Below are 18,676 nucleotides of genomic sequence, written 5' to 3'. Positions count from 1 at the left end.
CATGGACAGCAGTAGCACCACACGCCGCCAGGTCACCCGGCAGAAGCTCTACGAGGCGGCGGTGACCCTCATCGCGGAGAAGGGGTTCTCCGCGACGACGGTGGACGAGATCGCCGAACGCGCCGGGGTCGCCAAGGGCACGGTCTACTACAACTTCAGGAGCAAGACCGAGCTGTTCGAGGAACTGCTGCGGCACGGAGTCGGACTGCTCACGCAGTCGCTCCGTTCCGCCGCCGACTCGACGGACGCACGCGGCGGTACCCGGGTGGAGGCCCTGGACGCGATGATCCGGGCCGGTCTGGTCTTCATCGACCGCTACCCGGCCTTCACCCAGCTGTACGTGGCCGAGCTCTGGCGCACCAACCGTGCCTGGCAGTCGACCCTCCTGGTGCTGCGTCAGGAGGCCGTCGCCGTCGTCGAGGGCGTCCTGCGGGAGGGTGTCGCGGGCGGTGAGCTCAGTGAGGAGATCGACATCCAGCTGACGGCCGCCGCCCTGGTCGGCATGGTCCTGGTGGCCGCGCTCGACTGGCAGGCGTTCCAGCCCGAGCGGACGATCGACGACGTGCACTCCGCCCTGTCCCTGCTGCTGCACGGCCGGGTCAGCGGGCGCTGAGGCCCTGAGACGGCCCACGACGAAAAGACGCCGGTCCGGTGGAATTCGATCCCCCCGAATTCCACCGGACCGGCGTCCCGGTACCGCCGCGGAGCCCTCCCCCGTGACCCCGTGTCCCCCGTGGTCCCGGAGCTCCGCGCCGTGTGCCCCCGATACTTCCGGGGTGCCGCGCCGTTCCGCCGCCCCGTGCCGGCGGTCCGGGCGCCGTGCCCCTTCCGTGGTCTCCACTCTTCCGTCCCCGCAGGTGGGAGCCCATCCGCGTCCCTACTCATCTCCAGGACTAGGTAGGGATACTCAGGACTGTGCACAAGCCCCGTCCGGGCGCCCGCCGGACTGGTTACGATCACGTCCGTGTCCGTACTCCCCCTGGTGTTCACGAGCGGCTGGGCGAGCGGGATCAACGCCTACGCGGTGATCCTGCTCTTCGGCGTCTTCGGCGCGACCGGTCTGACCGACGAGGTCCCCGAGTCCCTGCAGCGCACCGATGTGCTCGTGACCGCCGGGGTGCTGTTCCTGTTCGAGGCGGTGGCCGACAAGATCCCGTACGTGGACTCGGCCTGGGACGCGGCCCACACGGTGATCCGGCCCGTGGCCGGTGCGGTCGTCGCCGCGCTGCTGGCCGGCGAGAGCGGGTCGCTGCCGGAGCTCGCCGCGGCAGCCGTCGGCGGCTCGACCGCGCTGATGAGCCATCTGGTGAAGGCCGGCACCAGGATGGCGGTCAACACCTCGCCCGAGCCGTTCAGCAACGCCGGGGTCAGCGTCGCGGAGGACCTCGGTGTCGCGGGGATCATCACCTTCGCCGTCTTCAACCCGGTGGCGGCGGCCGTGATCGCCGGGGCCCTCCTCCTGCTGGGCCTCGTGACACTGCTCTTCCTGGCTTCCCGGATCCGCAGGTTCCGGCGGCGCAGGGCGCAGCGCCGGGAGGAGAGGCGCCTGGCCGGGGCGGGCGGGCACCGGCCGCACGAATGAGCCGTCGGCGGCACCCCGTAAGGTCACTGACATGGCACGAATTGCGGTGATCGGCGCCGGGACCGGCGCGATGGCGGCGGCTGCACGGCTCTCCGTGGCAGGCCACCGGGTGACGGTGTACGAGCGGTCGGAGACCTACGGCGGCTCGCTCGGACGGTTCGCCCGTGACGGCTTCGTCTTCGACACAGGCCCCGGGCTGCTGCATCTGCCCGCGGTCTACCGCGACCTGTTCGTGAAGACGGGCAAGGAGAGCCTGGAGCAGTGCGTCACACTCACCCAGGTCGACCCGGCGAGCCGCCATCTCTTCGCGGACGGCACCGCGGTCTCGCTGCCCAACGCCTCGCGGGCCGGTGTGACCGGTGCGCTGGACCGGGCGCTCGGTGAGGGGGCCGGAGCCCGGTGGGGCGACTTCCTGGACCGGGCGGGCACCGCCTGGAACCGGTCGCGCAGGCCGCTGCTGGAGGAGCCACTGCCCGAGGACCGGCGGGCACTGGTCCGCGACCCCTACCCGGCGGTGCGGAGCCGCAGGCTGCTGCGCTCGGCCCGGCAGGCGGGGACGGTGGCGGAGGTGGGCACCTGGGAGCTGACGGACCCCCGGCTGGCGTCCCTGCTCGGCGGGTACGCCCTGTCGTACGGCCTGGACCCGCGCCGGGCCCCGGCGGCGGCCGCCCTCCTCCCGTACATGGAGGAGACCTTCGGCAGCTGGTACGTCGCCGGGGGCATGCGCGCCCTGGCCGACGCGGTGTACGCGCGCTGTCTGGCCCGCAGGGTGGAGTTCGTCTTCGGCGCCGAGGTGGTCCGGGTGGCCGAGAAGGACGGCCGGGTGGCGGGGATCGAACTGGCGGACGGCGGGAGCGTGGAGGCCGGTCATGTGGTCCTCGGCGCGCAGCCGGTACCCGGGCTCCTGCCGGTCAGGGACGAAGGGCGTCCCGCGGGCGCGCCCGTGGTACCGGGCCGCTTCCACGTCCTGCTGTCGCTGCGCGGCGCCCGGGAGCCCGGAGCCGTCCACCGCACGGTGGTGCACACCGCGGACCCGGCTGCGGAGCAGGACGCGGTGTTCGGTGGCCGGACGGCTGAGCTGCCCACGGTGACGGTCCTGCGTCCGGACGATCCGACGACCCGCCCGGACGACGCGCACGAAGCGGTGACCCTGACGGTGACGGTGTCACCGCACGGCCCCGTCGACTGGACGGACGCGGCGCTTCGCGAGCGGTTCGCGGACACGGTGATCGGCCGGGCCGCCGAAGCCGTTCCCGGCCTCCGCGAACGGGTGCTCCACGCGCAGGTGCGTACACCGGCCGAGACCGAGGCGGACACGGGCGCCCGGGGCGGTTCGGTACCGGCCCCGGCCCTGGCCGGGGCGGGGGGCTCCTACCTGCACGCGGCGAACCGCACCCCGCTGCCGGGGCTGTACCGGGCGGGCGGCTGGTCGCACCCCGGCGGAGGGCTGGCTCACGCCGGGATGTCGGGTGCCCTGGTCGCGGGGCTCGTCGTGGAGGGCGACGGCTTCCGCGGCTCGCAGTGAGCCTTCGGAAGCGTCGGGGGCGTGCGGTGGACCCGCGGCCGGGGTGCCGGAGCCGGCCGGCGGGTCAGTAGCGGTACTGCTCGTTCTGGCCCGTGTCGTAGCCGTTGCCGTACGGGGCGGGCTGGACGGGGACCTCCGGCGGCAGCGGGGGGTACTGGTCGCTCTCGCGCTGCTGCGGGACCCAGACCCCGCCGGGCGGGGTGTCCGTGTACTGCCCGGCGTACGGGTCCTCGGGCTGCTGCTGCCCGGTGGCGTAGGGCGCGGGGTCGTAGCCGTTGCCGTAGGAGTCGTACGGGGTGTACTGCCCGGTGCCCGTGGTGGTGCCGGCGCCGTTGTACGGGTCGGAGTAGGCGCCGTGGTCCGTCCGGTCGGCGCCGTGGTCGTACTGACCGGCCGCGTGGCCGCCCTGGTCCTGGTAGCCGCCCTGCCCCTGGTAGGCGCCCTGGTCCTGGTAGCTCCCCTGACCGCCGTAGGGGTCCTGCGGGGCCTGCCCGCCGTAGCCGTCGTACGGGTCGTAGGCGGCGTACGGCGGCTGCTGTTCGCCGTGCTGGTCCTGATGGCCGGCCCCGCCCGTCCGGGCGTGGTCGGTGTAGACGCCGTACTGCCCGGTGTCGTCCGGCATCGGCTCCGTCGCGTAGACCGCCGCGGGGGCGGCGGGGTCCGCCTGCCGGGACGCCCCTTCGTACTCCAGGCCGGAGACCTCGAGCACGGGCTCCCGGCTCTCCGCGCCGCCCGCCCTGCGGCGGCGCCGGCTCTCACCGGGGCTGCCGCCGATGGCCCAGCCGGTCGAGAAGCCGCGCCGGAAGGAGAGCGTCACGTACGTCTGGCCGGTCGCGAAGGCGATCGCACCGACGACGATCACCAGCACGGAGGGGATCAGCACGCCGAGGACCACACCGAGGAAGCCGGCGAAGGCGAGCAGCCGCCAGCGCAGCCGAGCCTTGTACTGCAGGAGCACCTCGCCCAGCAGCCACAGCGCCACTATGCCGAATGCGATGTAGAGGACCGTCCAGCCCACGCCCGCCCCCTCCTACGGCCACCGCCCCGGTTGGTGGCGGGTACGGCCGGTCACGACTGCTTGTGCAGTCCGAGATTCTCGTAGATCTCGAGTGTCGCCGTCGAGTTGTTGAGCGTGATGAAGTGCAGCCCCGGAACACCCTCCGAGAGCAGTTTCGCGCAGAACTCCGTGGCGAACTCGATGCCAATGGAGCGTACAGCGGCCGGGTCGTCCTTTGCGGCGAGGATGCGGTCTTTCAGCGCGGAAGGCAACGACGCGTTGCTGAGCTGCGCGAATCTCTCCAGCTGCCGGACGCTGGTGAGCGGCATCACCTCGGGAATGACCGGGGTGTCGCAACCCGCAGCGACGACTCGGTCACGCATCTGCAGATAGCTTTCCGGCTGGAAGAACATCTGCGTGATCGCATAGTCGGCACCGGCGCGGCACTTGTCCACGAAATGACCGATGTCGGAGTCCCAGTCGGCGGACCGGGGATGCCTTTCGGGAAAAGCCGCGACGCCGACGCAGAAATCGCCGGCCTCCTTGATCAGCCGGACGAGATCGGCCGCGTACCGCACGCCCTGCGGGTGCTCGACCCACTCGCCCATCGGGTCACCGGGCGGGTCTCCACGCACCGCGAGGATGTTGCGGATCCCGGCGTCGGCGTACTGCCCGACCATGTTGCGCAGCTCCGCGACCGAGTGGTCGACGGCGGTGAGGTGGGCGACCGGTGTGAGCGTGGAGTCCGCGGCGATCTGCTGGGTGGCCCGCACCGTCCCGGCGCGGGTCGAACCGCCGGCCCCGTACGTCACGGAGACGAAGCTCGGCGCCACGGCCTCGACCCGGCGCAGGGCGTTCCAGAGGTTCCGCTCGCCCTTCTCGGTCTTGGGCGCCCAGAACTCGAAGGAGAACGACGTCTCGCCGGTCGCGAGCAGCTCACGCACGGTGCGCGCGTGATCTGTCCTGGTGGAAGGTGTGCCAAGGGCCATACTGGGAGGTTAACCAGGGCATGGCGGTACCCCAACCAGAGAGCCGCAATTGACCGGAATATGGCGGATTTTGTCCACCCATCGGACACCTCGGCGGGGCGCCCCGGTCAGACGGCGCGCTCCCGGACGCGCCGCGCGAGCGACGCGGCGGCCTCGGCCGGATCCGTCGCTTCGGTGATCGCCCGGACGACGACGACCCGGCGGGCACCGGCGTCGAGCACCTCGTCCAGATTGCCCGCGTCGATCCCGCCGATGGCGAACCAGGGCCGGGTGGTGCCGAGCGAGGCGGCGTGGCGCACGAGGCCGAGGCCCGGGGCGTGCCGGCCGGGCTTGGTCGGGGTGGGCCAGCAGGGGCCCGTGCAGAAGTAGTCGACGCCCGCTTCGGCGACGGCGGCGTCGACCTCGGCCTCGGCGTGGGTGGAGCGGCCGATCACCACGTCGCCGCCCAGGACGGCACGGGCGGCGGGCACCGGGAGGTCTCCCTGCCCGAGGTGCAGCACGTCGGAACCGATGGCGTGGGCGACGTCGGCGCGGTCGTTCACCGCGAGGAGCGCGCCGTGGCGCTTGCAGGCGTCGGCGAGGACGGCGAGGTGTTCGAGCTCCTCGGCGGCCTCCATGCCCTTGTCCCGCAGCTGCACGATGTCCACTCCGTTGGCCAGCACGGCGTCGAGGAACTCGGGGAGGTCCCCCTGCCGCTTGCGGGCGTCCGTGCACAGGTAGAGCCGGGCGCCGGAGAGCTGGTCGCGAAGCGTGGACATGATGAATTCCCCCGTCGGTGCGTAGATGGATCACTGGTGCGGTGACGAATCGTCCGTACGTCGGCGGGCCACCGTACCGACTGGTCCGGTGACGGCGGAGTGCGGGCCGCGTATGCCACGGCCCGCACTCCGCTCACGGTCCGCCGGTCAGACGGCGAGCGCCTGGGCCCGGCGCTTCACCTCCGTACCGCGATTCTCGCTCAGGGCCTGCGCGGGGGTTCCGGGCAGGCTCGGGTCGGGGGTGAAGAGCCAGTCCAGCATCTCTTCGTCGTTGTAGCCGTCGTCCCTCAGGAGCGTCAGGGTGCCTACGAGGCCCTTGACCACCTTGTCGCCGTCGATGAAGGCGGCAGGCACCTGGAGCGCGCGGTTCTCACCACGTCGTACGGCGATCAGCTGGCCTTCCTTGACCAGCTGCCGTACGCGCGTCACCTCGACATCGAGCATTTCCGCGATGTCGGGAAGGTGGAGCCATGCGGGGACGAGAGCATCGATCTTTGCGTCAATCTCGGTCACAGGGACAAGCGTGCCATCCCGGACCGACAGTCGGTACCCGGGCCGGGCGTACGTGGCCGTGCCCGCCGCTAGAGAGCCGTCGATTTCAGCGGTACGGAGGAGTCCGCGGCCCGTGCCGGATCGATCCGTGCACCGGCTTCGACGAGCCTGCGTCCCTGCGCCAGGTCGCGGGGCCTGCTGACGGCCAGCACGGCCACCAGGACCCCCTGCCGCAGCCAGCAGACCGTCCAGGACGGGTCCGCGGGGTCACCCCGCCACAGCAGCGTGTCGGCACCGGCGTGATGGCCGGCGTACTGGACGAAGCGCCCGAACTGCTCGGACCAGAAGTAGGGCACCGGGTCGTACGCCGTCTCCGCACCCCCCGCGAGGGCGGCGGCGACCGTCCGGGGTCCCTGGAGCGCGTTGTCCCAGTGGTGGACGAGGAGCCGCTCCCCGTAGCGGGCCGAGGGGAAGGACGCGCAGTCGCCCACCGCGTGGACATCGGGCAGTGAGGTGCGCAGCGAGCTGTCGGTGGTGACCGAGCCGTCCGGACCGAGTGCGATGCCCGAGCCCGCGAGCCAGGCGGTCGCGGGCCGGGCGCCGATACCGACGACCACCGCCCCGGCGGGGATCACCCGGCCGTCCGCCAGGTGGACGGCGCCCTCCTCGACGCGTGCGACCCCGACGCCGGTGAGGAGTTCGGCGCCGCTCCCGGCGTACCAGTCGGCCATCGGGGCGGCGACCTCGGCCGGCATCGTGCCCGCGAGCGGGCGGTCGGCGGCCTCGACAACGGTGACCGCGCATCCCGCCGCGCGGGCCGCGGTGGCGAACTCCGCGCCGATCCAGCCCGCTCCGACGACGACCACGTCGTGCTGCCGCTCCAGCACGGGCCGCAGCCGTGCGGCGTCGTCGAGGGTGCGCAGCAGGTGGACTCCGGGGACGCCCTCGGAGCCCGGCAGTCCGACGGGTTCCGCTCCGGTGGCGAGGACCAGGGCGTCGTAGGCGACGGGCCCCTCGGCGGTGTCCAGTTCGTGTGCTCCGGCACGCAGGCCGGTCACGTGCAGCCCCAGGCGCAGTGTGATGTCCAGCGCCTCGAAGTCGACGTCGAAGGCGGAGTCCTCGGCCTTGCCGAGCAGGACCGCCTTGGACAGGGGCGGACGGTCGTACGGCTGGTGCGGCTCCGCCCCGATCAGGGTGACCGAGCCCGTGAAGCCCTGTTCGCGCAGGGCGACGGCCGTCTGCACGCCGGCCATGCCGGCGCCCACGATCACGACGTCCCGCGGTCGTTCCCGCGCTGCCGGTTCCTGCGTCTGCTCGTTCACCCGTCCACCCTAATCATGTGACGTGGCGTCATCCGGGGAGCTCCTCCACCACGCTCGTCCCGCTGCCCCGCAGAGACTCCCATTCCCATGTCTCGTCCAGCCGGACACGGCCGTCGGGCAGGTCGGTGACGGCCGAGACGCAGTGCCCGCAGGAGGTCGTCCCGTCCTGCTTCAACTGGACGTAGCGGAAGTCCAGGGTGTCCGCGTCCCGTGTTCCGACGAGGTGCCCGTGGACGATGTCTCCGCCCTCGTACTCGGCCCATATCCGGCCGTTCCGCTCGTGGTACGTGAACCGGGTCCGGGTCCCGACCTGGCCGGGCGCCTGGTCGGCGACGGGTGAGAGGACGAGTCCGTCGAGCGAACGGGCCATGTGTGCTGCTCCCTTACTTGCCGCGAGGGGCGGGGTCTAGGCTGGCCACCGTAAGACAACCGCGGGAGCCCGGACGCACCGGGCTGAGAGGGAGGCTGACCGGCCTCCGACCGTACGAACCTGATCCGGGTCATGCCGGCGAAGGGAGGGGCTGGACGCCCATGCGCATCTCCGCAGACAGTTCCGACGTCCTGGTCGTCGGAGGCGGCATCATCGGCCTGGTCACCGCGTGGCGGTCGGCCCAGAGGGGCCTGCGCACCACGCTGGCCGATCCCGAACCGGGCGGCGGGGCCGCCCAGGTGGCCGCCGGGATGCTCGCCGCCGTCACCGAGCTCCACTACGGCGAACAGACCCTCCTGGGCCTCAACGTCGCCTCGGCGGAACGCTATCCGGCGTTCGTGGCCGAGCTCGAGGAGGCGACGGGGCTGACGACCGGCTTCCGCTCCTGCGGCACCCTGTCCGTGGCCCTGGACTCCGACGACCGGGCGCACCTGCGGGAGCTGCACGCGCTGCAGCAGCGTTCGGGGCTGCGGTCCGAGTGGCTCGGCGGCCGGGAGTGCCGCCGGCTGGAACCGATGCTCGCGCCCGGTGTGCGCGGCGGGCTGCGGGTCGACGGCGACCACCAGGTGGATCCCCGACGGCTGGCCTCGGCGCTGGTCACCGCTTGCGAGCGGGCCGGGGTGCTCTTCCGCCGTGCCTGGGTCCGGCGGCTCTCCGTGACGGGCGGCCGCGCCACGGGAGCCGTCCTGGACGACGGCACGCGGCTGGCCGCCGGCCAGGTGGTGCTCGCCGGAGGCAGCCTCAGCGGCCGCCTCGCGGGGGTGCCCGAGGCCGTCGTGCCGCCGGTGCGCCCGGTCAAGGGGCAGGTGCTGCGGCTGACCGTGCCCTCCGCGTACGCCCCCTTCCTCAGCCGGACCGTGCGGGCGGTGGTGCGCGGCAGCCAGGTCTACCTGGTCCCGCGTGCCGACGGTGAGCTGGTGGTCGGTGCGACCACCGAGGAGCTCGGCTGGGACACCACGGTCACCGCGGGCGGGGTGTACGAGCTGCTGCGTGACGCCCACGAACTGATACCGGGCATCACCGAGCTGCCGCTGACCGAGACCCGTGCCGGTCTGCGGCCCGCGTCGCCGGACAACGCCCCACTGCTGGGCCCCACGGCGCTGCCCGGCCTGCACCTGGCCACCGGGCACCACCGCAACGGGGTGCTGCTGACGCCCGTCACCGGCGACGTGATGGCCCATGTGCTGACCACCGGCGAGCTGCCCGAGGTGGGCCGCCCCTTCGCGCCGAGCCGCTTCGCCCCCGCCTCCCCCGGAACCGGACAGAGCCCCTCCCCCGAAGACACCGCCCCCGCGCCGCAGGAGCAGCCCGTATGACACAGCCCGTGCCCACCGCCGTCCACGTCTCCGTCAACGGGGAGCGCCGCGCCCTCCCCTCCGGCACCGCCCTGGACACCCTGGTCGCGCAGCTGACCAGGGCTCCCTCGGGTGTCGCCGCCGCGGTCAACGAGGCCGTCGTGCCACGTTCCCGGTGGTCCGCGACCGCGCTCGCCGACGGTGACCGCGTCGAGGTCCTCACCGCGGTCCAGGGAGGCTGAGCATGTCCGACGATCTCCTCACCCTCGGCCCCGCCACGTTCTCGTCCCGGCTGATCATGGGGACGGGCGGGGCGCCCAGCCTCGACGTGCTGGAACGCTCCCTGATCGCCTCGGGCACCGAGCTGACCACGGTCGCGATGCGCCGGCTCGACCCGACCGTCCAGGGTTCGGTGCTCTCCGTCCTGGAACGTCTCTCCATCCAGGTCCTGCCGAACACCGCGGGCTGTTTCACCGCCGGCGAGGCCGTGCTGACGGCCCGGCTGGCCAGGGAGGCGCTGGGCACCGACTGGGTCAAGCTGGAGGTCGTGGCCGACGAGCGGACCCTGCTGCCCGATCCGATCGAGCTGCTGGACGCCGCCGAGATCCTGGTCGACGACGGCTTCACGGTCCTGCCGTACACCAATGACGACCCGGTACTGGCCCGCAAGCTCGAGGACGTGGGGTGTGCGGCGATCATGCCGCTGGGCTCCCCCATCGGGTCCGGGCTCGGCATCCGCAACCCGCACAACTTCCAGCTCATCGTCGAGCGGGCCGGGGTCCCGGTGATCCTGGACGCCGGCGCCGGGACCGCGTCGGACGCGGCGCTGGCGATGGAACTGGGCTGTGCCGCTGTGATGCTCGCCTCGGCGGTGACCCGTGCGCAGGAGCCGGAGCTGATGGCGGCGGCCATGCGGCACGCGGTGGACGGCGGGCGGCTGGCGTACCGGGCGGGCCGCATCCCGCGCCGCCATTTCGCCGAGGCGTCCTCCCCGGCGGAGGGCCGTGCGGTGCTGGATCCGGAGCGCCCCGCCTTCTGAGGCCGGGCGCCGGGGCGGCCCGCTGGTCACAGCACGTGCATGCCCCTGTCACGGCTCGGCACCGGAACGGCCCCGGGGAGGCCCTGGACCGTCCGGTGTGTCCGTGGCAGCTCGTAGACTCGCCCCGTGGACACGACCCTCCAGGACCCTCTTGTCGGGCAGCTGCTCGACGGCCGCTACCGCATCGATGCGCGTATCGCCGTCGGCGGCATGGCCACGGTGTACCGGGCCATGGACACCCGGCTCGACAGGGTGCTCGCCCTCAAGGTGATGCACCCGGCGCTGGCCACCGACGCCGCGTTCGTCGAGCGTTTCATCCGCGAGGCCAAATCGGTCGCCCGGCTCGCCCATCCGAACGTGGTGGGCGTCTTCGACCAGGGCGCCCAGGGGGCGTACGTCTACCTGGCGATGGAGTACGTCGCCGGGTGCACCCTGCGCGACGTCCTGCGCGAGCGCGGGGCGCTGCAGCCGCGGGCCGCGCTGGACATCCTCGAACCGGTGCTGGCCGCCCTGGGCGCCGCGCACCGCGCGGGCTTCGTCCACCGTGACATGAAGCCGGAGAACGTCCTGATAGGGGACGACGGGCGGGTCAAGGTCGCCGACTTCGGACTCGTGCGCGCCGTGGGGACGGCCACGGACACCACCGGCTCGCTGCTGGGTACGGTCTCCTACCTCGCCCCCGAGCAGATCGAACAGGGCACGGCCGACACCCGGTCCGACGTGTACGCCTGCGGTGTCGTGCTCTACGAGATGCTGACCGGCGGCAAGCCACACAGCGGGGACACCGCCGCCCAGGTCATCTACCAGCACCTGAACCAGGACGTCCCGGCGCCGTCGGGCGCCGTACCGGGGCTGGCCGCCGGGCTGGACGAGCTGGTGGCCGCCGCCACCGCGCGTGACCCCGAAGTCCGCCCGTCCGACGCGGTGGCCCTGCTCGCGGTGTCCCGTGAGATACGCGCGGGCCTCACCGAGGAGCAGCTCGACGCGATGCCGCCGCAGGCCGTCGCGGAGACGCACGACGCCGCCGAGGACCGTACGAGCGTGATCCCCCGGGTGATCCCTGCCGGTCAGGGCACCACGCACCACACCAGCCGGCTGGAGATGCCCCAGGCCTCGCTCCCCGAGCCGGGGCTCGGGCGGCGCGTGCCGTTCGCCCTCCGCGGCCGGCGCGGGGTGCTGGCCGCGGTCGTGGCCGTCCTGCTGGTGCTCGGGGCCGGGGCCGGCGTCTGGTACATCAACTCGGGTCAGTTCACCCGGGTCCCCTCCCTCCTGGGCAAGACCCAGAGCGCCGCCGAGGAGCGCCTCTCGGAGGAGGGTCTCGATCTGAAGGGCGTCGAACGCGCCTACAGCGACACGGTGCGGCGCGGCACGGTGATCAGCAGCGATCCGGGTTCCGGGGAGCGGATCCGGGGCAACGACGCGGTGAAGCTGGTGGTCTCGCGGGGCCCGGAGACGGTGAAGGTCCCGGACGTCGAGGGGCTCGCCCTCGCCGACGCCCGGCGTGAGCTGAAGAAGTGGGGGCTCGCGCCCGGGATGGTGACCCGGGAGTTCAGCGAGGAGATCGACCGGGGGAAGGTGATCCGCACGGATCCCCGCACCGGCACCGAGCGGCACACGGACTCCGCGGTCGCCCTGGTCGTCAGCAAGGGCAGCCCTGTCGACGTACCCGATGTGAGCGGCCTCTCCGTCGATGACGCCACGGCCGCGCTGGACGAGGTGGGTCTGAAGGCCCAGGTCCTGCCGGAGCGGGTCAACTCCGCCCACGCGCAGGGCGAGATCGCCCGTCAGACGCCCGGCAGCGGTGCGGAGGCCGCCGAGGGCGACACCGTGGAGCTGACGGTCTCCAAGGGCCCGCGCATGCTCCAGGTCCCCGATGTCACGGGGAAGGACGTCGACGAGGCGCGGAGCACACTGGAGGAGGCGGGATTCGAGGTCAAGGTCGACCGCCCGTTCCTCTCCTTCAGCGACACGGTCGGCAGCCAGTCGGTCGAGGGCGGCGAGAAGGCCGCCGAAGGATCCACGATCACCATCAGGACCAAGGCCCTGTAGACCCACCGAGGACTGGCAGCACATGCGCAACCCGATAGGCGGCCACGTTCCCGTGGCCGGCGGACTGGCCAAGGTCGGCCTCGGCTACGCACGGGAGCTGGAGGCGGAGACCGTGCAGGTCTTCGTCGCCAACCCGCGCGGCTGGGCGACACCGCCCGGGAACCCCGCCCAGGACGAGCTGTTCCGCTCCGAGTGCGCGGCGGACTCGGTCCCCGCGTACGTCCACGCCCCGTATCTGATCAACTTCGGCTCGCACACCGAGGCCACCGTCGAGCGGTCGGTCCTCTCCCTGCGCCACTCGCTGCGCCGGGCGAGGGAGATCGGGGCCCTGGGTGTGGTGGTGCACACGGGATCGGCCACCGGCGGGCGCCCGCGCGAGGAGGCCCTCGCCCAGGTGCGGACGCACATGCTCCCGCTGCTGGACGAGCTGACCCATGACGACGATCCGTTCCTGCTGCTGGAGTCGACCGCCGGGCAGGGCTCCTCGCTGTGCTCACGGACCTGGGACTTCGGCCCGTACTTCGAGGCCCTGGACTCCCATCCCAGACTGGGGATCTGCCTGGACACCTGCCACATCTACGCGGCGGGCCACGACCTGACCGGCCCCGTGGGCATGCGGCAGACGCTGGACCTGCTGGTGGACACCGTGGGTGAGGGCCGGCTCAAGCTGATCCACGCCAACGACTCCAAGGACGTGGTGGGCGCGCACAAGGACCGGCACGAGAACATCGGCGCGGGTCATATCGGCGCCGAGCCGTTCCGTGAGCTGTTCCGGCACCCGGCGACCGAAGGCGTGCCGCTGGTCATCGAGACGCCCGGCGGCAAGGAAGGTCACGCCGCGGACGTGGCACGGCTGAAGGAGCTCCGGGGCACGGCGGCCGCGTAGGTGTCCCGGGCCGCTCAGAGCTCGGGGCCGTCCCCGAGCTCCTCCTGGTAGGAGTAGCGCTGCTCGCTCCACGGGTCACCGATGTTGTGGTAGCCCCGCTCCTCCCAGAACCCGCGGCGGTCGGCCGTCATGTACTCGATGCCCCGGACCCATTTGGGCCCCTTCCAGGCATACAGATGCGGCACGACGAGACGCAGCGGGAATCCGTGTTCGGCGGTGAGCAGTTCGCCGTCCTTGTGGGTGGCGAACAGCGTCCGGTCCGACGCGAAGTCGGCGATCCGGAGATTCGAGCTGAATCCGTATTCGGCCCAGACCATCACATGGGTCACCCCGGGTCCGGGCGGTGCGAGTTCCAGTACCTCGCGGGCGAGGATTCCGCCCCATTCGGCTCCGAGCATGCTGAATTTGGTCACGCAGTGGAGGTCGGCGAGGACGGAAGAGAAAGGCAGCGCCGTGAATTCCTGGTGATTCCAGCAGTGCTTGTCACCGTCGGCCGTGGCCCCGAAGACCCGGAACTCCCAGCGGTCCGGTTTGAACTTGGGCACCGGCCCGTAATGGGTGACCGGCCAGCCACGCTGCAGCCGCTGCCCCGGTGGAAGCCCGGACTGTTCTGCTGTGCCGCGTTCCCGGCTCTCCGGCTGACCCATGCCTCCATGGTGACAGACAGGCAGGGGTGGTCATGACCAGGGGAGAGTCGATTCGGGCAACTCATACTAAGCGTGCACTTACTGGACGGCCGGGTGGCTCGATGCGAGGATGCGCCGGAAACATGCCCAGTTCACCGGTTGGAAGGAGCCTCTGCGATGCAGGGCGACCCCGAGGTCCTCGAGTTCCTCAACGAACAGCTGACCGCCGAATTGACTGCCATCAATCAGTACTTCCTGCACGCGAAGATGCAGGAGAACTTCGGCTGGACGAAGCTCGCCAAGTACACCCGGTCGGAATCGTTCGACGAGATGAAGCACGCGGAGATCCTCACCGACCGGATCCTGTTCCTGGACGGCCTGCCCAACTATCAGCGGCTCTTCCACGTCCGGGTCGGGCAGACCGTCACCGAGATGTTCCAGGCCGACCGTCAGGTCGAGGTGGAGGCGATCGACCGCCTCAGGCGGGGCATCGACGTGATGCGCGGCAAGGGCGACGTCACCTCCGCGAACATCTTCGAGTCCATTCTCGAGGACGAGGAACACCACATCGACTATCTGGACACCCAGCTGGAGCTGATCGAGAAGCTCGGTGAACCGCTTTACATCGCGCAGTTGATCGAACAGCCGGAGAGCTGATCCCCCGAGGGTCCCCCGACGGGCCCTCGGCCCCGGCCGGGCCTCTCAGGCGGCGTCGGGGAGCCTGACGTCCGGCGTGGCGCCGAGGACGGCGGGCGCACCGGCCGGGGCGCCCGTCGGTGCCGTGCCTCCCGCCGCGAGATCACGGCGCGCGCAGTCGCCGCGGCCGAGCAGCGCCTGGATCCTGCGGACGCAGCCGCCGCAGTCGGTGCCCGCCTTGCAGGCGGAGGCGATCTGCCGGGGCGTGCACGCTCCGCCGTCCGCATGCTTCTTGACCTGGTCCTCCGTGATGCCGAAGCAGGAACATACGTACATGCGGTTCACCTCCCGACGGGGTCGATCGCTGCGCCGTCCCGAATTCCCGGTGAGGCTAACCTAACCTTACCCGCGCGCCCGCGGCCACAAAAGCCCCGGTACACCTGTGGGGCACGGATCACATCGATCCGTGCCCCACAGGTGTCGTCCGGGGTGATTCCTACTGGTCGCGGTACATCTCGGCGACCAGGAAGGCCAGGTCCAGGGACTGGCTGCGGTTGAGGCGCGGGTCGCAGGCCGTCTCGTAGCGCTGGTGCAGGTCGTCCACGAAGATCTCGTGGCCGCCGCCGACGCACTCGGTGACATCGTCACCGGTGAGCTCGACGTGGATGCCGCCGGGGTGCGTCCCGAGCTGCTTGTGCACCTCGAAGAAGCCCTTGACCTCGTCCAGGACGTCGTCGAAGCGGCGCGTCTTGTGACCGGACGCGGCCTCGAAGGTGTTGCCGTGCATCGGGTCGGTCACCCACACCACCTTGGCTCCGGAGGCGGTGACCTTCTCGACCAGCTCGGGCAGCTTGTCGCGGACCTTGTCGGCGCCCATACGGACGATGAAGGTGAGCCGGCCCGGCTCCCGCTCGGGGTCGAGGCGGTCGATGTAGCCGAGCGCCTCGTCGACGGTCGTCGTCGGGCCGAGCTTGATCCCGATGGGGTTGCGGATCTTCGAGGCGAACTCGATGTGCGCGCCGTCCATCTGGCGGGTGCGCTCACCGACCCAGACCATGTGGCCCGAGGTGTCGTACAGGTGACCGGTCCGCGAGTCGGTGCGGGTCAGCGACGACTCGTAGTCCAGCAGCAGCGCCTCGTGCGAGGCGAAGAACTCGACGGCCTTGAACTCCGCCGGGTCCGTGCCGCACGCCTTCATGAAGTTCAGCGCGTTGTCGATCTCGCGCGCCAGGGCCTCGTAACGCTGTCCGGACGGCGAGGACTTCACGAAGTCCTGGTTCCAGGCGTGCACCTGGCGCAGGTCCGCGTAACCACCGGTGGTGAAGGCGCGCACCAGGTTCAGCGTGGAGGCGGACGCGTGGTACATCTGCTTCAGCCGCTGGGGGTCGGGGATGCGGGAGGCCTCGGTGAACTCGAAGCCGTTGACGGAGTCGCCGCGGTAGGTCGGCAGCGTCACGCCGTCGCGGGTCTCGGTCGGCTTGGAGCGCGGCTTGGAGTACTGCCCGGCGATCCGGCCGATCTTGACGACCGGCACGGAGGCCGCGTACGTCAGGACGGCGCTCATCTGGAGCAGGGTCTTCAGCTTGGCCCGGATGTGCTCGGCGGACACACCGTCGAAGGCCTCGGCGCAGTCACCGCCCTGCAGCAGGAACGCCTCGCCCTTGGCGACGGCTCCCAGCCGGGCGCGCAGCTGGTCGCACTCGCCCGCGAAGACGAGCGGAGGATATGACTCGAGGTCCGCGAGTACGTCGCGCAGAGCCTCGGCATCGGGGTACTCGGGCTGCTGCGCCGCGGGAAGGTCTCGCCAGGTGTGGCCACCGGCGACGGAGGTATTGGCGTTCACGGTCACACCGACAACATTACGGGGTCGGCGAGCGCGTCCCGTCCGGCCGCTCAACACATGAGACGCGCGCTCGTCCGTCCACCACTTCCGCTAGGGTACGTGGCATGTTCGCGCAGACGACCCAGAACTGGTGGTGGACCGCTCATCCGGCGGCCCGCTGACTCATCGCGCTTACAGACTTCGCGAAGGCCGCCCGAGGGGCGGCCTTCTCTGCGTTCCGGAGCCGGGAGCCGTTCCTCCGTCAGGAAGAGGAACGCACATGCCCGAGACCGTGCCCGACCGTGCCGAGGACGCCGCGTCGGTCCTGTCCGACCTGCTCCGTGAGGACGCCCCTCCCTTCGCCCTGCTGCACAGGCGCACGCCCGGCCGGGACCACGACACCGTCGAGGTCCTGACCGGCCCGGTGGTCGAGGCCGACCGGCTCGCCGACATCCCGGTGGGTGAGCTGCCCTCGCTGGCCCTGGTGCCCTTCCGGCAGATCGCCGAGCGCGGTTTCGACGTGCGGGACGACGGGACCCCGCTGGCCGTGCTGGTCGCCGACCAGGTGCGTGAGCTGCCGCTGGCCGAGGTGCTCGCGCACCTGCCCGGCCACGGCGTGCGGGTCGAGGACGGCGCCTTCGACGTCCCGGACGAGGAGTACGAGGACATCGTCCGCCGGGTCGTCGAGGACGAGATCGGGCAGGGTGAGGGCGCCAACTTCGTGATCCGGCGGACCTTCGGCGGTGAGATCCCCGGCTTCGGCCGTGCCGACGCCCTGGCGCTGTTCCGGCGGCTGCTGGCCGGTGAGCGCGGTGCGTACTGGACGTTCGTCGTCCACACGGGGAACGCCTCCGCGTCGGCGCGGCCGGGGTCGGGCGGCCGGACGCTGGTCGGCGCCAGCCCTGAGGTCCATGTGCGGATGTCCGGCGGGACCGTGGTGATGAACCCGATCAGCGGGACCTACCGCTACCCGGCCGGGGGGCCGACCGCCGAGAGCCTGCTGGCCTTCCTCGGCGACCGCAAGGAGACCGAGGAGCTCTCCATGGTGGTCGACGAGGAGCTCAAGATGATGTGCACCGTCGGCGACATGGGCGGGGTCGTGATCGGGCCGCGGCTGAAGGAGATGGCCCATCTCGCGCACACGGAGTACGAGCTGCGCGGGAAGTCCTCGCTGGATGTGCGCGAGGTCCTCCGGGAGACCATGTTCGCGGCGACGGTCACCGGCTCCCCCGTCCAGAACGCATGCCGGGTGATCGAGCGGTACGAGCCGGGGGGCCGTGGCTACTACGCGGGCGCCCTGGCTCTGGTGAGCCGGGAGCCGGGCGGCGCGCAGACGCTGGACTCGCCGATCCTGATCCGTACGGCCGACATCTCGGCCCGGGGCCGGCTGCGGGTGCCGGTGGGGGCGACGCTGGTGCGCCACTCCGATCCGGCGGGTGAGGTCGCCGAGACCCACGCGAAGGCGGCCGGGGTGCTCGCGGCCCTGGGCGTGCGGCCGGGCCGTCCGGAGTCGGAGGCGGACCGTCCGCGGCTGGCCTCCGACCCGCGGGTCCAGGCGGCCCTGGACGACCGGCGCGGCGGGCTGGCCCCCTTCTGGCTGCGCATGCAGGAGCGCACGCGGGACCTCTCCGGCCACGCGCTGGTGGTCGACGGCGAGGACACCTTCACGGCGATGCTGGCGCACCTGCTGCGCTCCTCGGGCCTCACGGTGTCGGTGCGCCGGTACGACGAGCCCGGACTGCGCGAGACCCTGCGGGCCCACGAGGGGCCCGTGGTGCTGGGCCCCGGCCCCGGGAATCCGGGTGACACGGCCGATCCGAAGATGCGGCTGCTGCGGGAGCTGACCGCCGAGCTGGTGCGGGAACACCGGCACGGCCTGCTCGGCGTCTGCCTCGGCCACGAGCTGATCGCGGCGGAGCTGGGCCTGGAGATCGCACGGAAGGCCGTGCCGTACCAGGGGGCGCAGACCCGTATCGAGCTGTTCGGCAGGCCCGAGACCGTGGGCTTCTACAACAGCTTCACCGCGCTCTGCGACGACGCGGCGGCCGCGGAGCTGGGTGCGCACGGCATCGAGGCGAGCAGGGACACCGTGTCCGGCGAGCTCCACGCGCTGCGGGGCCGGGACTTCGCGTCGGTGCAGTTCCACCCGGAATCGGTGCTGACGCTGCGCGGCGCCACGATCGTGGCCGGGCTGCTGGCGGCGCTGCCGGTGCTCGGCTGAGGCAGGG

Annotated in this window: 20 protein-coding genes and 1 riboswitch; of the genes, 11 read left to right on the top strand and 9 right to left on the bottom strand. The window is 71.9% G+C overall.

The features are described from left to right. Position 1: 1 nt before the first annotated feature. The 3 genes from P8A20_RS27205 (at position 2) to P8A20_RS27195 (ending at position 3,107) form a co-directional block, all read left to right on the top strand. Positions 2-613 carry a TetR/AcrR family transcriptional regulator gene (locus P8A20_RS27205; RefSeq protein WP_147963003.1) on the top strand — a complete coding sequence of 204 codons (612 nt, stop codon included), beginning with the start codon at positions 2-4 and terminating at the stop codon, positions 611-613. Positions 614-964: 351 nt separating this feature from the next. After that, positions 965-1,582 (top strand): DUF4126 domain-containing protein, encoded by a 618-nt coding sequence (locus tag P8A20_RS27200; protein WP_147963004.1) that lies wholly within the window; start codon positions 965-967, stop codon positions 1,580-1,582. Between the two features lie 31 nt (positions 1,583-1,613). Beyond that, a complete protein-coding gene (locus tag P8A20_RS27195; protein ID WP_147963005.1) occupies positions 1,614-3,107 on the top strand; it encodes a phytoene desaturase family protein in 1,494 nt (497 codons plus the stop codon). 64 nt (positions 3,108-3,171) lie between these two features. Here P8A20_RS27195 and P8A20_RS27190 read toward each other — a convergent pair whose 3' ends face one another. The 6 genes from P8A20_RS27190 to P8A20_RS27165 form a co-directional block, all read right to left on the bottom strand. Next, positions 3,172-4,125: a chromosomal replication initiator protein DnaA gene (locus tag P8A20_RS27190; RefSeq protein ID WP_306104393.1), complete on the bottom strand. Its 954-nt coding sequence runs from the start codon at positions 4,123-4,125 to the stop codon at positions 3,172-3,174. Between the two features lie 50 nt (positions 4,126-4,175). After that, a complete protein-coding gene (gene metF, locus P8A20_RS27185; protein ID WP_147963007.1) occupies positions 4,176-5,093 on the bottom strand; it encodes a methylenetetrahydrofolate reductase [NAD(P)H] in 918 nt (305 codons plus the stop codon). A 107-nt stretch (positions 5,094-5,200) separates the two neighbouring features. Continuing rightward, the gene (gene thiE, locus P8A20_RS27180) at positions 5,201-5,851 is read right to left on the bottom strand and encodes a thiamine phosphate synthase (protein WP_147963008.1); all 651 of its coding nucleotides are present in this window, start codon (positions 5,849-5,851) and stop codon (positions 5,201-5,203) included. Positions 5,852-5,998: 147 nt separating this feature from the next. Further along, complete coding sequence (locus P8A20_RS27175) at positions 5,999-6,364, bottom strand: Rv2175c family DNA-binding protein (protein WP_147963009.1); 366 nt, start codon at positions 6,362-6,364, stop codon at positions 5,999-6,001. A gap of 68 nt (positions 6,365-6,432) precedes the next feature. Next, entirely contained in the window at positions 6,433-7,665 is a 1,233-nt protein-coding gene (locus P8A20_RS27170) for an NAD(P)/FAD-dependent oxidoreductase (protein WP_147963010.1), read from the bottom strand. 28 nt (positions 7,666-7,693) lie between these two features. Continuing rightward, the gene (locus tag P8A20_RS27165) at positions 7,694-8,035 is read right to left on the bottom strand and encodes an avidin-fold protein (RefSeq protein ID WP_147963011.1); all 342 of its coding nucleotides are present in this window, start codon (positions 8,033-8,035) and stop codon (positions 7,694-7,696) included. Between the two features lie 51 nt (positions 8,036-8,086). Beyond that, positions 8,087-8,199, top strand: a riboswitch (TPP riboswitch). On the opposite strand from P8A20_RS27165, the gene thiO reads away from it, so the two are divergent. The 5 genes from thiO (at position 8,197) to P8A20_RS27140 (ending at position 13,364) form a co-directional block, all read left to right on the top strand. Further along, positions 8,197-9,411 carry a glycine oxidase ThiO gene (gene thiO, locus P8A20_RS27160; protein WP_306104392.1) on the top strand — a complete coding sequence of 405 codons (1,215 nt, stop codon included), beginning with the start codon at positions 8,197-8,199 and terminating at the stop codon, positions 9,409-9,411. It overlaps the preceding riboswitch by 3 nt. Next, positions 9,408-9,632, top strand: coding sequence for a sulfur carrier protein ThiS (thiS, locus tag P8A20_RS27155; protein ID WP_306104391.1), 225 nt, complete (start codon positions 9,408-9,410; stop codon positions 9,630-9,632). The genes thiO and thiS overlap by 4 nt, the downstream gene beginning before the upstream one ends. Before the next feature lie 2 nt (positions 9,633-9,634). Next, a complete protein-coding gene (locus P8A20_RS27150; RefSeq protein ID WP_147963014.1) occupies positions 9,635-10,429 on the top strand; it encodes a thiazole synthase in 795 nt (264 codons plus the stop codon). Positions 10,430-10,555: 126 nt separating this feature from the next. Continuing rightward, positions 10,556-12,478: a Stk1 family PASTA domain-containing Ser/Thr kinase gene (gene pknB, locus P8A20_RS27145; RefSeq protein ID WP_147963015.1), complete on the top strand. Its 1,923-nt coding sequence runs from the start codon at positions 10,556-10,558 to the stop codon at positions 12,476-12,478. A gap of 22 nt (positions 12,479-12,500) precedes the next feature. Then, positions 12,501-13,364, top strand: coding sequence for a deoxyribonuclease IV (locus tag P8A20_RS27140; protein WP_147963016.1), 864 nt, complete (start codon positions 12,501-12,503; stop codon positions 13,362-13,364). A gap of 14 nt (positions 13,365-13,378) precedes the next feature. Here P8A20_RS27140 and P8A20_RS27135 read toward each other — a convergent pair whose 3' ends face one another. After that, on the bottom strand, positions 13,379-14,011 hold the full coding sequence (locus P8A20_RS27135) for a sulfite oxidase-like oxidoreductase (protein ID WP_147963017.1): 633 nt from the start codon (positions 14,009-14,011) through the stop codon (positions 13,379-13,381). A 156-nt stretch (positions 14,012-14,167) separates the two neighbouring features. Here P8A20_RS27135 and bfr point away from each other — a divergent pair, with 156 nt between their 5' ends. After that, on the top strand, positions 14,168-14,647 hold the full coding sequence (gene bfr, locus P8A20_RS27130) for a bacterioferritin (protein WP_015576843.1): 480 nt from the start codon (positions 14,168-14,170) through the stop codon (positions 14,645-14,647). A gap of 45 nt (positions 14,648-14,692) precedes the next feature. On the opposite strand, the gene P8A20_RS27125 is transcribed toward bfr, so the two are convergent. Together P8A20_RS27125 and P8A20_RS27120 are read right to left on the bottom strand one after the other, a co-directional pair. After that, positions 14,693-14,962 carry a (2Fe-2S)-binding protein gene (locus P8A20_RS27125; protein ID WP_147963018.1) on the bottom strand — a complete coding sequence of 90 codons (270 nt, stop codon included), beginning with the start codon at positions 14,960-14,962 and terminating at the stop codon, positions 14,693-14,695. A 160-nt stretch (positions 14,963-15,122) separates the two neighbouring features. Further along, positions 15,123-16,469 carry a class II 3-deoxy-7-phosphoheptulonate synthase gene (locus P8A20_RS27120; RefSeq protein ID WP_187282381.1) on the bottom strand — a complete coding sequence of 449 codons (1,347 nt, stop codon included), beginning with the start codon at positions 16,467-16,469 and terminating at the stop codon, positions 15,123-15,125. Between P8A20_RS27120 and P8A20_RS38765 the strand changes: the two genes are divergently transcribed. Both P8A20_RS38765 and P8A20_RS27115 read left to right on the top strand, forming a co-directional pair. Then, positions 16,352-16,630, top strand: a complete 279-nt coding sequence (locus P8A20_RS38765) for a trp operon leader peptide (RefSeq protein ID WP_147963020.1) — start codon at positions 16,352-16,354, stop codon at positions 16,628-16,630. The genes P8A20_RS27120 and P8A20_RS38765 overlap by 118 nt on opposite strands. 98 nt (positions 16,631-16,728) lie before the next feature. Next, the gene (locus P8A20_RS27115) at positions 16,729-18,669 is read left to right on the top strand and encodes an anthranilate synthase family protein (protein WP_306104390.1); all 1,941 of its coding nucleotides are present in this window, start codon (positions 16,729-16,731) and stop codon (positions 18,667-18,669) included. Positions 18,670-18,676: the final 7 nt, after the last annotated feature.

It is taken from the genome of Streptomyces sp. Alt3 (assembly GCF_030719215.1).
Lineage (GTDB): Bacteria > Actinomycetota > Actinomycetes > Streptomycetales > Streptomycetaceae > Streptomyces > Streptomyces glycanivorans.
The sequence above is the reverse complement of the archived record's forward strand: the minus strand, read 5'-3'. Positions and strand labels throughout refer to the sequence as shown.

Bases quoted from the DNA above. Each gene is read 5' to 3' on its own strand.
- P8A20_RS27205 (WP_147963003.1), top strand. From the start codon at position 2: ATGGACAGCAGTAGCACCACACGCCGCCAGGTCACCCGGCAGAAGCTC.
- P8A20_RS27195 (WP_147963005.1), top strand. From the start codon at position 1,614: ATGGCACGAATTGCGGTGATCGGCGCCGGGACCGGCGCGATGGCGGCG.
- metF (WP_147963007.1), bottom strand. From the start codon at position 5,093: ATGGCCCTTGGCACACCTTCCACCAGGACAGATCACGCGCGCACCGTG.
- thiE (WP_147963008.1), bottom strand. From the start codon at position 5,851: ATGTCCACGCTTCGCGACCAGCTCTCCGGCGCCCGGCTCTACCTGTGC.
- P8A20_RS27165 (WP_147963011.1), bottom strand. From the start codon at position 8,035: ATGGCCCGTTCGCTCGACGGACTCGTCCTCTCACCCGTCGCCGACCAG.
- thiO (WP_306104392.1), top strand. From the start codon at position 8,197: ATGCGCATCTCCGCAGACAGTTCCGACGTCCTGGTCGTCGGAGGCGGC.
- thiS (WP_306104391.1), top strand. From the start codon at position 9,408: ATGACACAGCCCGTGCCCACCGCCGTCCACGTCTCCGTCAACGGGGAG.
- P8A20_RS27150 (WP_147963014.1), top strand. From the start codon at position 9,635: ATGTCCGACGATCTCCTCACCCTCGGCCCCGCCACGTTCTCGTCCCGG.
- P8A20_RS27140 (WP_147963016.1), top strand. From the start codon at position 12,501: ATGCGCAACCCGATAGGCGGCCACGTTCCCGTGGCCGGCGGACTGGCC.
- P8A20_RS27135 (WP_147963017.1), bottom strand. From the start codon at position 14,011: ATGGGTCAGCCGGAGAGCCGGGAACGCGGCACAGCAGAACAGTCCGGG.
- bfr (WP_015576843.1), top strand. From the start codon at position 14,168: ATGCAGGGCGACCCCGAGGTCCTCGAGTTCCTCAACGAACAGCTGACC.
- P8A20_RS27125 (WP_147963018.1), bottom strand. From the start codon at position 14,962: ATGTACGTATGTTCCTGCTTCGGCATCACGGAGGACCAGGTCAAGAAG.
- P8A20_RS38765 (WP_147963020.1), top strand. From the start codon at position 16,352: ATGACTCGAGGTCCGCGAGTACGTCGCGCAGAGCCTCGGCATCGGGGT.
- P8A20_RS27115 (WP_306104390.1), top strand. From the start codon at position 16,729: ATGCCCGAGACCGTGCCCGACCGTGCCGAGGACGCCGCGTCGGTCCTG.